Annotated in this window: 12 protein-coding genes and 2 pseudogenes; 1 reads left to right on the forward strand and 13 read right to left on the reverse strand. The window is 36.1% G+C overall.

The features are described from left to right. Positions 1-166: 166 nt before the first annotated feature. Positions 167-814, reverse strand: a pseudogene (locus NL643_RS22420) (ISAs1 family transposase); the annotation flags it as partial. A 177-nt stretch (positions 815-991) separates the two neighbouring features. Here NL643_RS22420 and NL643_RS22425 point away from each other — a divergent pair. Further along, positions 992-1,546 (forward strand): transposase, encoded by a 555-nt coding sequence (locus NL643_RS22425; RefSeq protein WP_367651913.1) that lies wholly within the window; start codon positions 992-994, stop codon positions 1,544-1,546. A 27-nt stretch (positions 1,547-1,573) separates the two neighbouring features. On the opposite strand, the pseudogene NL643_RS22430 reads toward NL643_RS22425, so the two are convergent. The 12 genes and pseudogenes from NL643_RS22430 to NL643_RS22480 form a co-directional block, all read right to left on the reverse strand. After that, positions 1,574-2,203: pseudogene (locus tag NL643_RS22430) on the reverse strand (UTP--glucose-1-phosphate uridylyltransferase); the annotation flags it as partial. 302 nt (positions 2,204-2,505) lie between these two features. After that, positions 2,506-3,672: a nucleotide sugar dehydrogenase gene (locus tag NL643_RS22435; protein ID WP_253645222.1), complete on the reverse strand. Its 1,167-nt coding sequence runs from the start codon at positions 3,670-3,672 to the stop codon at positions 2,506-2,508. A gap of 300 nt (positions 3,673-3,972) precedes the next feature. Next, positions 3,973-5,055 (reverse strand): UDP-N-acetylglucosamine--undecaprenyl-phosphate N-acetylglucosaminephosphotransferase, encoded by a 1,083-nt coding sequence (gene wecA, locus NL643_RS22440; RefSeq protein WP_253645223.1) that lies wholly within the window; start codon positions 5,053-5,055, stop codon positions 3,973-3,975. A gap of 157 nt (positions 5,056-5,212) precedes the next feature. Continuing rightward, on the reverse strand, positions 5,213-5,506 hold the full coding sequence (locus NL643_RS22445; protein ID WP_253645224.1) for a WbuC family cupin fold metalloprotein: 294 nt from the start codon (positions 5,504-5,506) through the stop codon (positions 5,213-5,215). A gap of 149 nt (positions 5,507-5,655) precedes the next feature. Further along, a complete protein-coding gene (locus NL643_RS22800) occupies positions 5,656-5,790 on the reverse strand; it encodes a WbuC family cupin fold metalloprotein (RefSeq protein WP_367651912.1) in 135 nt (44 codons plus the stop codon). Next, positions 5,787-7,001, reverse strand: a complete 1,215-nt coding sequence (locus tag NL643_RS22450; protein WP_253645225.1) for a glycosyltransferase family 4 protein — start codon at positions 6,999-7,001, stop codon at positions 5,787-5,789. Before NL643_RS22450 ends, NL643_RS22800 begins: the two co-directional genes overlap by 4 nt. After that, entirely contained in the window at positions 6,986-8,116 is a 1,131-nt protein-coding gene (wecB, locus tag NL643_RS22455; RefSeq protein WP_253645226.1) for a non-hydrolyzing UDP-N-acetylglucosamine 2-epimerase, read from the reverse strand. The genes NL643_RS22450 and wecB overlap by 16 nt, the downstream gene beginning before the upstream one ends. Beyond that, complete coding sequence (locus tag NL643_RS22460; protein ID WP_253645227.1) at positions 8,113-8,985, reverse strand: SDR family oxidoreductase; 873 nt, start codon at positions 8,983-8,985, stop codon at positions 8,113-8,115. The genes wecB and NL643_RS22460 overlap by 4 nt, the downstream gene beginning before the upstream one ends. Positions 8,986-8,987: 2 nt before the next feature. Then, the gene (locus NL643_RS22465) at positions 8,988-10,025 is read right to left on the reverse strand and encodes a polysaccharide biosynthesis protein (protein WP_253645228.1); all 1,038 of its coding nucleotides are present in this window, start codon (positions 10,023-10,025) and stop codon (positions 8,988-8,990) included. A gap of 16 nt (positions 10,026-10,041) precedes the next feature. Next, complete coding sequence (locus NL643_RS22470; RefSeq protein WP_253645229.1) at positions 10,042-11,022, reverse strand: glycosyltransferase; 981 nt, start codon at positions 11,020-11,022, stop codon at positions 10,042-10,044. Positions 11,023-11,028: 6 nt separating this feature from the next. Beyond that, entirely contained in the window at positions 11,029-12,141 is a 1,113-nt protein-coding gene (locus NL643_RS22475) for a glycosyltransferase (RefSeq protein WP_253645230.1), read from the reverse strand. 339 nt (positions 12,142-12,480) lie between these two features. Then, entirely contained in the window at positions 12,481-13,626 is a 1,146-nt protein-coding gene (locus tag NL643_RS22480; protein WP_253645231.1) for a hypothetical protein, read from the reverse strand. Positions 13,627-14,335 lie beyond the last annotated feature (709 nt).

Raw genomic sequence — 14,335 nt, forward strand, 5'->3', positions numbered from 1 at the left:
CCAGTTCCGCGAACGAATGTTCTCGCTGATAGAAACAGCCAAACTTCAGCAGGTCTCTGCTTATAAATGGCTGCGTGAAATCGTCGAACATCACATGTTGAAAGTTGATTATCAGGCGCCAGTATTTTTAGCGTAAACCGTCGTCAATAGCTCGTGGGTGAATAGTTACCATTGAGGGGCGATAAAACTCACCTATCGCTTTCTCCAGTGAACCTTGATTTCCTTTCACTGCAAGTAAGTAATCAGCATTTTTATCGACTATCTTTTGGGCGATTTTTCTCTGACAACCCATTGCATCAATCGTCACTAAGCAACCAGATATATTTAGCAATTCCAACAACTTGGGGATCTCTGTAATTTCATTGGTTTTGCAATCAACTTTAGATTGCCCAAGACAAAGACCTTGCGCCGTGGCAAAGGCGTTCACCATATGAATTGCTGAGCGCTCTTCAGATTTATTGTAAGAACCGCGAACGGTTTTTCCATCGATTGCTACCACTTCGCCATCTGTGATTTGATGACAATCTTTCATCCAACTGATGAATGCCTTTTGCATCGCTGACGGGCTCACCATGCCCATGACGCGAGCGATGGTATCTGACGACGGAATGCCATTGTCAAAATCACCCAATGACTTAAGAAAATCGGTTCGGCTTTCACCAAAATCACAGATACCTTCCCAGGTATCAAAACCGGATAGCACACCACAGATCGTCAACAAAATAATGTCTGACAATTTGTGCTCTACCTTAGCGGCTTGACGGTAATCTTTTATCACTTCGAAATGCATAAATGGGTTCGTTATTGTCGTCATAATCTGGCTCCGTTTAAGTTACAGAACCATTCAAAATCACTCAAAATGATCCTTAATGAGTTTCCAATGTTGTGATGAATGTAGAAGAAACGCCTTGTAAATTAGAAGATACTAATTTGACGAGAGCCCTTTAAAAGTGGGAACTTTCATGCGATTGCCCTGGAGCAAGCTTTAGATATCGAACCTCAATTGGCTCAGCATGCACTTGACTTGATAGCACAGCTGTACCAGCAAGAAAAGCACATCCGAAATGCTAAGTTACCGGCGGATAAAGCGCTAGAGTATCGACAAAAGAACAGCGAGCCGATAATAACTCAATTTTTTGAATGGGTTTACGAGCAGAGACAAAATCCGGAATACTTGCCCTCGAATAAGCTTCTTAAAGCATTGAATTATGCCGGTGAACGTTGCGACGAACTCAAAGTGTTCCTCACGAACCCACATCTTCAAATCGACACGAACCATCTTGAACGAGCTTTGCGCGTTATTCCAATGGGAAGAAAAAACTTCTTGTTCTGTTGGACTGAGTTGGGTGCGGAGCAGTTAGGAGTGCTCCAAAGTTTAATGGTGACTTGTCGACTTCATAATATCAATCCTTACCATTACCTGGTTGATGTTTTACAGCGAGTGGCGGTCCATCCGGCCGCTGACGTTGCGGAACTCACGCCGCTTCAGTGGAAAAAGAAGTTCGCAGAGAATTTTTTAACGTCTGATGTCGCTGAAATGGGGTGATCCGGCCTCAAAATGATCGCTTACTTTAGCAAGTAGCGACCAAATGTTTTTACTTAGTACATAACGGCCAACAACAGCTAGGTTTGAAGGTGCAACATCAACATCTGGCTTTTCAACCATGGCATTTATAGCAGCACTTTCACCTGGGGTTAGTTCTACACCGTTAATATCAGCAATACCGTATTTGCTCACATCTTCCTGTGCTACAGGTTCAAGCATAATTTGGCTTGCTTGCGTTTCATTAAAACGCTTGATCATAGCTGCCAAGTTTTGTGTTTTTTGATTTGCGGTATAAGCATCGAGGATTACATCGGGCAATACCACTACAAAATCGTCATTACCAATAATAGGCTTTGCGCACAATACAGCATGGCCTAATCCTTTAGCTTCGCCTTGGCGTACATGCATAATGGTTACATCAGGTGGGCAAATAGAGCGTACTTCATCAAGTAAAACACGCTTAACACGTTTCTCTAATGTAGCTTCTAGCTCAAAGCTGGTATCAAAATGGTTTTCAATGGCATTTTTAGAGCTATGCGTTACTAATACAATTTCTTTTATGCCCGCAGCAACACACTCATTTACTATGTATTGTATTAATGGTTTATCAACCAATGGTAGCATTTCTTTAGGAATGGCTTTGGTCATGGGCAACATACGCGTGCCTAAACCGGCAACAGGGATAACAGCTTTCACGAATAGTCCTTTAATTTTATTAATCGTTTTAATATTTTTAATATTTTTAATATTTTTAATATTTTTATAAATTATCAGCTAAGTAATATATCTAAGCTGAATATATTTAATCTTTTTTAAAAGTACTGCGTGATGTAAAACACCCTCAACTAAAATAAAAAACACCGAGCTCAAATTGAACTCAGTGTTTTAAATATTATATGATCTAATACTTACCCATAATTATTGAGTCTTTACCCAATGCCTAAAGTCTTTAATATTTATCAATCACTACCAAATAAATCACGTGTATATACTTTATCTGCAATATCACTAAGCTCTTCAACCATACGGTTTGATACAACTACATCTGAAATTTGTTTAAACTCATTTAAGTCTTTAATTACACGTGAATGATAAAACTCATTTTCCTCAAGTACGGGCTCATAAACTACAACTTCAACCCCTTTAGCCTTTATACGCTTCATAATACCTTGAATAGATGAGGCTCTAAAATTATCAGAACCAGACTTCATCACTAATCGATATATACCCACTACTTTAGGATCGCGTTTTAGGATAGAAGCTGCAATGAAATCTTTGCGTGTAGTATTAGCGTCAACAATTGCACCAATAATATTATTAGGTACGTCAGCATAATTTGCGCGTAGTTGTTTGGTATCTTTAGGTAAACAATAACCGCCATAACCAAACGAAGGATTGTTATAGTGGTTACCTATACGCGGATCTAAACTAACACCTTGTATAATTTGCTTACTGTTTAATCCATGCGCCTCAGCATAACTGTCTAACTCATTAAAGTAAGCTACACGCATTGCTAAATAAGTGTTTGAAAATAGTTTAATAGCCTCAGCTTCGGTCGAATCTGTAAAAAGCACATCAATATCTTGTTTGATCGCGCCTTGTTTAAGTAGATTAGCAAACACTTCGGCACGCTCACTTTGCTCGCCAACAACAATTCGTGAAGGATGTAAATTATCATGCAGAGCTTTACCTTCACGTAAAAATTCTGGTGAAAACATTAAATTATCTACACCTAATTCTATTTTAATATTTTGCGTAAAGCCAACAGGTACTGTCGATTTAATTACTAAAATTGCACTTGGGTTATGTGATACAGCATCTTTAATAACTGCCTCAACCGAGCTGGTATTAAAGTAGTTATTTTCTACATCGTAATCGGTTGGCGTGGCAATAATTACAAAATCTGCATTTTTATATGCTGCATTTTTATCAGTAGTAGCAGTAAAGCTTAAATCACTACGTGTTAAAAAATCACTAATTTCAGTATCAACAATTGGAGATTTTTTATTATTTAAAAGAACTATCTTTTGTTCATCAATATCGAGCGCAACAACTTCATTATGTTGTGCTAATAACATAGCGTTAGAGAGGCCTACATACCCTGTGCCGACTACTGCAATTTTCATTTTAGTCCTTGATGATTGGTCAATTTTATAGATAGAGTAAGTAAATCAAGGCCACAAATAATAACCTTTAGTATGAGGGGAAAAGCAAGCACCGAATAACTCTGAGCTTTCGCCATATATCGATCTCTTTAACCTACTTACCCGCCGAATATTTTTTTTCAGGTAGGCGCAATGTAACTGTTCACCCGTTTGGTCTGGACAGTTTCAGTGAAGTGTGCATTGGAAATTCATATAGTAGAAAGTTCTGCTTGAGTGATAGTTTAATACCTCATTTTAGTTGAAATCACTAAGCTACATAAATCACAAAATTAAGCAAGACCGTCTTGGTGAACAGTTACGGCGCAATTGCCGTCTAAAAGAGTTAATCACTGTGCAATAATTTATAAGTACTAATAAATACATCGCAAATAAAATAATAAAACCATAAAACATTATGAACTCTGGTAATAAAAGTACTTCGCCTAGTATACCAATGCCTGCAAACATTGAGGCAATAAAACATATTAAACCCAGCGTTTGTAATGACGATAAACCTAAACGCTGACAAATATGATGTAAATGATCGCGATCTGGTTTAAAAGGTGATTTACCTTGTTTAACTCTGCGTATCATTATTGAAACCATATCCATTAGTGGCACTGCAATAAGCCATAATGCTGTTACTGGGCGGATCATTGGGTTACCTTCAGCTTGGCTTGCACCAATTAGTAACCAAATTACAGTGAAGCCAATCATCATGCTGCCCGCATCACCCATAAACACTTTTCGTTTATGCCCAACCAAACCTAAGTTCATTAAAATATAAGGCACCATACAAACTACAAATAATAAACATAAATAGCTTAAGCTTTGCTCACCCGATAGTGCCAGCAATATACCCACACTACCAAAAGTAACTATTGATAACCCACCTAAAAGGCCATCAATACCGTCTACCATGTTAAATGCATTAATACAGCCAATTACAGCAAGCACAGTAACTAAGCCACCAAATACTCCTAACTCTATTGCACCAAAGCCTAATAAATTGCCTAAGCTATGCATTTCAGTATTGGCAAAATAAATCATAGCAACTGATATTAGTGTTTGCACTAGCATGCGCACTTTAACACTTAAGTCAAAGCGATCGTCTAGTGCGCCGACAGCAGTTAAACCACATATACAAAGCATATATAAATTAGCATGATTAATCATACCTGGATGCGAGTAAATATAATTTACAATAGTAATACATATAGATATTCCCCCAACTAGCGGGATATTACCAGAGTGTAATTTTCGCCCAGATGGCTTATCAACTAGGCCTACTCTACGCGCAACCTTCCGCATTAAAAATAAAATTGCAAAAGCAATAAAAAAAGTAAAAAGCAGGTCTAAAAACATAGTGAATCCAAGTATTAATTTTTAATTGATTTTATCTTAGAGATCAAAATAAAATTTATCTTACGATGCATTAAGGCATGTTAGTAAAGAATTGTTGATTATAGATTCTTAGCAAGAAGTACGCTCAACTTTATGCAAAACCACTCTTTTATATCACTTAAGATTTGAGTAATATCTTTGCATCTTGCTCAACAAAAGGGCCTTCTTTTATTTCTAGCATTAGCGCTTGATCTGACATGCATTCTACACTGTGCATATCACCCGGTTTAAACTCTACAGTTTGAACATTTTGTGCATCGCCAACTAACAACGAGTTTATTACTGAACCATCTTTATTATGCAGTTTTACTTTTAACACGCCACTCTGCACTATAAACATTTCCCATTGATGTGCTAATGCATGAAAGTGAGGCTCTACGTAACTACCTTTAAGTAACGCGTAACTGTTCACCCGTTTGGTCTGGACAGTTTCAGTGAAGTGTGCATTGGAAATTCATATAGTAGAAAGTTCTGCTTGAGTGATAGTTTAATACCTCATTTTAGTTGAAATCACTAAGCTGCATAAATCACAAAATTAAGCAAGACCGTCTTGGTGAACAGTTACAGTAACGCTATGTAGAGTCTTTGCACCTTATCATCAAAACTAGCGTGCAAATTTAAGTGAGCTCTTTTTCTGGGAGAGTTGTTCGCCTGCTCAAATAAAGACGCTATATTTTCCTGAGTTATCATCCTCATAAGCGCTCACTTAACTTTTTTACAATATTAGCAGCGATTGAAGTGACTGAAAATTCACTTTCTAGCAATTTATATGCATCTTCGCCTACCTGTTTCCGTAAGCTAGGGCTGTTATATAACGCTACTGCATTTTTTAACAATGCTTCATCATCGCCATTAATACTTATAAAGCCTGCACCACTGGAATTAACCAACTCTTTTAGGTCATTACCGCTATTCACGCTGCCTAAAATGGGTAACGACTGCACCATATAGCCCAGCAATTTACCTGGAAAATTATGTGCTGTATGCTTAGCTGACAAAGAAAATAGCCCTATGTCTATATCAGCTAAAATGCGTTTAAATTCTTTTTGATCAACCGATGGTAAATAACTGTAATTTGTGAGTTTCCATTGCTGTGCAAGCTGATTTATTAAGCCTACTTCGTCACCTTGACCAATAAATAAAAAGTGCGCCTGTGTATAATGCTGCATACTTTTAGCTAAGCGCATTAAGTTTGCCATATCTTGTGCATGGCCAATATTGCCACCATAAAAATAAATAACTTTATTTTCTAGTTGTAGCTGAGTACGAATAGAGTTAGCGTTAGTATTACTTGGTGTTGTATCTGCCCAGTTGCGTAAAATTTCTGTTGGGTAATGCGTGCGGTTACTTTGCGTAAATACTTCAATGTTTTTTTCAGACATTAAACCAATAGTATCTGCTGCTTGGTAAGAACGCTGTTCAAAAAATTTAAAGTAGCGCGCTATTAACGAACTCTTTTTGAGCATACCAGCATCTATCACCCATTGTGGAAATAAATCCCTTAACACTAAGTAAGAAAGGCATTTACAACGTTGCTTGATTTTGTTGACTAAGCCGCCAAAAAATATTGAAGGGGAGTAATAAATTACGCCATCAAACGTGTGTTCGTTTACACGTTGCTTAATAGCCGACCAAGCTCTAAAAGAGAGTAACGTTTCGTTTAGTGCTCGTGTTACTTTACCCACGTCTTTAATGGGGCCAGAGCTAAAACGCCAAACGTTTACTCCCTCTACATTTTCCTCAGTAAAGCTTTTGACTTGCCCTACAGCAGGTGTAATAACTGTTATATTGTGCCCACTGGCCATGAGCTCAAGTGCGAGCTCATGAAACATTTTAGCACCCACTCGAGTGCTGTCTGGCAAGTAGTCATCAATGATCAAAGCAAGTTTCATTAATATTTTTTCCACACCACTCTATTTACATAGTCGGTATAACTAATAATGGTTCGTAATACCTTGTCTGATACATTAGGGGCAATGTAGTTTTGCACTTTATTAATGAGTCTATTCGCACCACGAGGCTGTTTATCTAGAATTTCAAGAGCTTGAAGTATGCGCTCTACATTCATGCCGGTAAACATAACTGCACCTTCTTCAAAGCCTTCGGGACGCTCTTGTGCATCTCTAATATTAATGGCAGGAAAGTTTAAAATAGAAGACTCTTCGGTAATGGTACCGCTGTCGCTTAATACCACTTTAGCGTCCATTTGCAGTTTTACGTAATCACTAAAGCCAAGTGGTTTTAATAATTTAACCAAAGGGTGAAACTCAAGGTTAAGTAAATCAATTTTCTTTCTGGTGCGAGGGTGAGTTGAAACTATAATAGGATGCTGGTATTTTTCGGCAATGGCGTTCAAAGCTTTTACATAACTGTGAATGTTTGTCTCAGAGTCTACATTTTCTTCTCTGTGCACACTTACCACAAAATACTCGCCCGATGTTAAACCTAGCGTGGTTAAAATTTCGGCATTGGCAATTTTATCTGCGTAGCGATTTAGCACTTCGTCCATTGGACTACCTGTTTTAACAATTAGATCGGGCTTTAAGCCTTCGGCTAATAAATATTCGCGTGCTATATCGGTATAAGGCATGTTAACGTCAGAAATATGATCCACTATTTTACGGTTGATCTCTTCAGGTACTCGCATGTCAAAACAGCGGTTGCCTGCCTCCATATGAAATATCGGGATTTTTTTTCGTTTAGCCGGAATAGCCGCCATCGCACTGTTGGTATCGCCCAGTATTAAAATTGCATCGGGCTTTACTTCAGCAAACATGGCATCGGCTTTGCTAATTACTTGCGCCATGGTTTCGGCAGCGGTAGCGCCAGCACATTCTAAAAAGATATCTGGTGCGCGAATGCCAAGGTCTTCAAAAAATATTTGATTAAGTTCGTAATCGTAGTTTTGCCCAGTATGCACTAATACATGCTCACAAAACTCATCTAGCTTTGCGATGGTGCATGACAGCCTAATAATCTCTGGACGAGTACCTACAACTGTAACAACTTTTAACTTTTTCATACTTTATACCTTTTTACGTAATCTGTATGCATATATTCAACAAGTTCGTTCCACGGGGACGGATTAAACTGCGTTAACTGCCTAAACTTATCTGAATTTAACGAGCGATCAATCACCAGCTCTTGTGACTCAGTAATAGTGATCTGCTTTTGGTATTGCTTGGCAATCAGCTGCAATAACGTGTACTTGTCAATTGGGTCTACCGATAAGTGCAATAAGCCTGCAACCTCTGGGTTTGGTAAAATATACTTTACCAACAGTTTCGCTATATAACAGGTAGGTAAGCCAGAGAACACGGCTTTAGAAAAACCTTTAGTACTTTCGACTTGTGATAAAAACCAGTCAACTAAACTCACCGTAGAAGTAAGCTCGTGCCCTATAATTGAGGTTCTTAAGGTTAAGTGCTTGCCATAGCTCACCTCACCTAAACATTTAGATTTACCATATAAGTCACGCGCATCAGGTAATGAGTCTTCGGTATATAAACCTACCTCACCAGTAAAAACACAGTCGGTAGAAAAATGAATCAATTTTGCATTAAATTGGTCACAAATATTGGCCACCTCATGTGGCAATAATGCATTAATTTTAACAGCATCTATGTGCTGCTTTGAAATACCATGCTGCTTAATTAAACCCACACAGTTAATTACCACATCAGGGGTCACAGTTTCGATTGCGTGCTGCAGTGAGCTAATGTCGTAAGCATCAACAGCAGTAATTAATTGCTGCTGAGTGTCTTTAAAAAAGTGCTCTTTGCCAGCAAGACTTCTAACTGTACCAAATACCGACAAGTTTGCGTGCTCATTCAAGTTGCTAAACAGGCTATAACCTAGCATGCCTGTAGCTCCTAAAATTAATATTTTCATGCTTACACCCCTTCCGGAACAAGGATATTTCCAGATTCAATTTCACGCATAAAATCAAGCTTACGTAGCAGTTGCTTCATACCTTCAACGTCTAAACGCTCGGTATTATGCGAGTTGTAATCTTCCACTTTAGAAAGGTCTGCGTCACCTTCTTCAAAAAACTTTGAGTAGTTTAAGTCTCTATTATCGGCAGGTACTCTAAAGTATTCACCTTGCTCTTGTGCCACAAACATTTCTTCGCGGCTACATAAGGCTTCAAACAGTTTTTCTCCGTGGCGAGTACCAATCACGTTTACAACATGCTCTGGCTTTTTAAGCATTTCGAGTAACGCGGTTACTAACACGTCTATGGTTGCGGCTGGCGCTTTTTGTACAAAAATATCACCATTTTTACCATTTTCGAAAGCATGTAATACTAAGTCAACCGCGTCGTCTAAGGTCATCATAAAGCGGGTCATGCTTGGGTCGGTAATAGTAATAGGCTCGTTATTAACTACCTGACGGATAAACAAAGGAATAACCGAGCCACGAGATGCCATTACATTACCATAGCGCGTACAACATATTGTGGTATTGGTATGCGCTAAATTACGGCTTTTAGCCACAATCACTTTTTCCATCATCGCTTTTGAAATACCCATAGCATTAATTGGGTACACGGCTTTATCGGTACTCAAACACACAACGCGTTCAACATTATTAGCTATAGCGGCTTCTAGCACATTTTCTGTACCTAATACGTTAGTTTTAACGGCTTCTAATGGGTAAAACTCACATGACGGAACTTGTTTTAGTGCTGCAGCATGGTATACGTAGTCAACACCGCGCATGGCGGTATTAACACTTTGGCTATCGCGTACATCACCAATATAAAACTTTAATTTATCGGAATTAAAGTGTTTACGCATGTCGTCTTGCTTTTTCTCGTCACGTGAAAAAATGCGAATTTCTTTAATGTCGGTATTTAAAAAGCGACGCAATACAGCATTGCCAAATGAGCCTGTACCGCCGGTTATTAGTAATGTATTATTTTTAAACATTGTTATCACTCATTTATTAAAAGTCCCAATTTGCAGAGATATATTTCTTTTCTTTATCGTTAATATCTATTTTCGAAAAACAATTTAATTTTGACTTTAATGCATCTTTATTATTAAATTCAGTTAATCCAAAAATCACGCCAAAATCATTGAATAAACCTTCCAAGTATGGCGCACTGTAAACATAAACCGGTTTGTTTTTTACTAAAGATTCGAATATTGGCAAGCAAAGAGTTTCAAAAGTGGATGTAATTAAGGTAGCGTCAACTATATCTAGTAAAGCTAGGTAAGCCGCTCTGCTCTGCGCACCTATAAAGTTAATATTGTCAATTTTCAAATCAGAATCCGCGGTGACAAAGAAAGCAATATCGTTTTCTATTAAAAGTTCAGCAATACTTAAAACCAAATCAAAATTCTTATGAGTTAAACTGATATCGGTAATTGGAACTAATACTTTAATTTTTTCATCATACTCTTTAATGTTAAAATCTATCTTAGCTTTACCCTGAACAACCTCAGCAGATACACCAGGCCAACGTACTTCTATTTTATACCCACTTCCGAATTCATCTTTAAATGTTTTTTCTACATATGAAGTTTGTACAATATACTTACATGACTTTTTACCAAAGTACTTAATAATATTTCTAAGAATAAAATACTTAACCTCTTGCCCGCTAAATATTAACGCGTTATGGAAGTAAGTAACTTTACTTCCCAAAGGGAGTAATGTATTCACATTTGAAAAGCTTATAATTTTATCACATTTATAAAGTTTGCAATAAAACCATGAAGTACAAAGAGCAAAAAATAAAGTACTAAAGCCAGAAGTTTCCTTTTTTATCCAAGTTATATTTTCATATTTTTTTAAAGGTTTATTAGGAGACATAACTACAAAGTTATTAGAACTATCCGTCCCCTTACTTTTAAGAAAACTATTTAATATAGTTAATGCTCCACCGTGCTTAGCAGCTGTCGCATTGATAAAGATCCTCATGCCTCACTAACTCCTAATTAATTTTGCTTCAAAGTTTTTCTCATATGAAAAGTCTGAATTAATACCCGCTAAATTAATATCATATTCCTTCCCCTCAATTAGCCCAAGAGCCTTTTCCATAGTGCTTGGCTTATCTTCGTGGACTTGGAAAACGTTAGAATATTTAATTAAAAAATCAAATGTAGCATTTTGTGGGCCTATATAAATAATAGGTTTTCCTGATTTAGCATAGCCATAAGCTTTTAATAATATCCTAGCGGAACCTTCTTCTTCTTTTGGGAGGTATAAAACTAAAACTTTTGCACTAAACAAATAATTAGGCACCGCTTTAGAAGAAACTTTACCTAAGCTATAGCAACTATCTATAATACCAAACCCATCGCCCAAAAAAGCCACCTTAACTTTCGAATCGCATTGCGATATTAAGCTATTAATAACCTTAACAGCTTTAAAGTTATAATGTGAGCCACTATAGAGATAATCATATTTGGAATGTATATTTCTAGCTGTATAGTAATCTCTAGGATAACCATTTGGCACAGTTCTTATTTCTGTACGAATACCATGCCTTAATATTTCGTCTTTTAATTTTTCCGTGTTGGCTAAAATCAAATTACAACGGTTCAAGTAAATTTTATAAGTTAGATCTGAGATTAATTCATGAAAGATAGTACCATACCTATGTAGACGATTTCCTTTCCATGCGTCCCTTAAATCAATAATCCATTTTGCTTTAGATTTATTCACAAGTGATGCAGCGATCAAGTTTATTGAGTGTGGTGGCGTTGAGCTAATTATGATATCCCAATCATTTCCTAACTTTTTTAAGATATACCTTTTGCTTTTCCAAAGCCTTAAAAATGAACTATCTGGAAAAGGTGATAAAACGCGGTTTAACAGCTTATTTCTAAACATAGGCTTAATATTTAGATATTGATAAATTTCAACTTCTCCATTAAAAGTTTCTATATCATCATCTTTTATAGTTAATACAGAAACTTTGATCCCCTTACTCACAAGTGTTTTAACTAAATGAATTGCTCTTTCAGAAGAAGCCAGTGAAGTCCTAGATAAACTAGAAACTACGACAAGAACCTTACTATTTTTTTCTATAAACATACTTTTAATCTTTTCTGAGGAAATATAAATACATTCAATGACAAACAAAACTCATCAAATTAAGTGCACAGCGCTAAGTAAGCAATGCAAAATTTTAATAGGGTAACAGCCGGTTTATGCCATTTAAGCTCTTTATAATATCCCCCTATTGGGAACACGCTTTATCTACAAACCAAAACTATTTAGATATACTGATAACAAGTTACGCCTGTGATTAAGTTTTATAAAAGGTATCCTTTAGCATAAAAATTACGGATTTTTTATTTTAGATTTTTTGATTGTTCGTAACCTCCAAAGGAACTAACCACATCAGCCCTTTTTAATTATGAGCAAATAATTTTATCTTTTCTTATTTGTTAAAAGCATCCCAATTATACTCAATAATAAAAAAGGTAAAAAAACACTATTAAAAAACATTACTTTTATTACTGTAATAAACCCTTCACGATAAATATAAGTAAGCGTTAATGGCAATGTCATAAGATAAGCAACGTAATACTTCTTATCAGAAAGCCGCCTTTTATATAAAAAACCATACCCCCCCCCAATAAAAAAAATAAAAACTGGGTAAAATGCACCGAAGTTTTTATATAGGTTAATTAATAGCGATTGTGCCCCAAATGGATTATTCACTTTCTCATCTTGCATAATTAAATACATAAGTGTATTTTTATCTGGAAATAAAAATGAAGGAATAAAATTGATAAAAGCAGCAAAAACGTCATAAGGCACACCAATCAAAGGTCTGCCATCATTAAAATAATAAAGAGTACCGATTGATGTAAATATAGGTTCCGCAAATAAAACACCAATAAGAGAAACTAACGAAATCTGACCATTAGCTCTCCATAAGCCAACAATTAGAACAAAAATTAAAGCTAAAAAGGTAAAAATTAAAATTTTAAATATCTTTTTAGGGTTTTTATGAACAAAATCAACCAAAAAAGATAACAACGGTAAAATAAAAAACATTCTCGACCCTAAACTTAGTAGCAAGGTAGCAGACAATAAAAATAAGAATAAAAAATACTTTTTACTAAAATACAAATAAAACCACATTGACATAAAACATAGCGTTGCTAGTGGCCCTAAAATAGACTTATTATATGATTCATACCCACTAAAAAAAACCACCCCTGCTAATCTAGCCTTAACAACAGTTAACATTAAAACAACAAAAAGGATTGAAAAAATCAACATGGGGAGTAAGCGGTAGTTATAATACTGATCACTAGATGGCATTCGCGACTTAGATACTTTAAAGAACGCTGAAAAGCCAAGAGTGAAGCATGTAAAAATAACTATCAAATCCACCACATTGTACTTATATAACCCCCCGTTTTTTATATGGCTTGATACCGCTACCTGAAGGAATTCGATACCGAAGTAATCATTAACGTAAAAAACATAAGGTGATAGTAGATAAAACAACCCTCCTACTATCAAAAAGAAAATAGGATTGATAAAATATTTAATATGAAACATTGAGTGTACTTTTAATAGTTGATTATAATATGAAGTCAGTGCATTAAAGTAGTTTCCTGTAGGAACGTATTTTTAAGTTGCTTTTTAATTCATCATGTTTTTATATTTATTCTTCGACATATCACTTACAGTTACTCAGGCTCGAAATGAGACCTGAACTATATTTATTTTAAATATTGCAATGGTTTTTTGCATCAGCTAAATAAATCCCCTTAGTAATAGCGCTAACACTTCTTCATCTTTATTTTATTTCACTGGCTCTTAATTATAAGAACATCCAAATAATAAACATTTTTTAGATTTAGATACTATGAACTCAATTGCTTTTACTAAATAAGCGCCATGGCAAAAGCCCCTCGACATATACATTTCCTAAATCACTTATCCCTAGAGAACTTCACCACAATAATAAAAATACATCCTATACTGAAAGCTATATTTTTTGTTGGGTAATTAGCACTGAATCTATTAGTTGAATATTAACACCTCACAACTAATATATACTGGCACATTATGATAATAGGTGTGCTAACTGAAGATTTAACCATGATTTTATTCAGAAATACTTGTTGTAATCATCAACAAAACACCAGGGAAAGATTACGAAACCCCTTGCCCTGCAAGGACTTGCGAAAGGTAGCTGTTGCTACGGTTCGCTTTTTTCTGCTTTCTTTTGATCCCAGCTTTGAAGCTGGTTTCTTCCGTCAGC

Origin of the sequence: Vibrio sp. Y42_MX_L11, assembly GCF_024181785.1 — a bacterium.
Lineage (GTDB): Bacteria > Pseudomonadota > Gammaproteobacteria > Enterobacterales > Vibrionaceae > Vibrio > Vibrio diabolicus.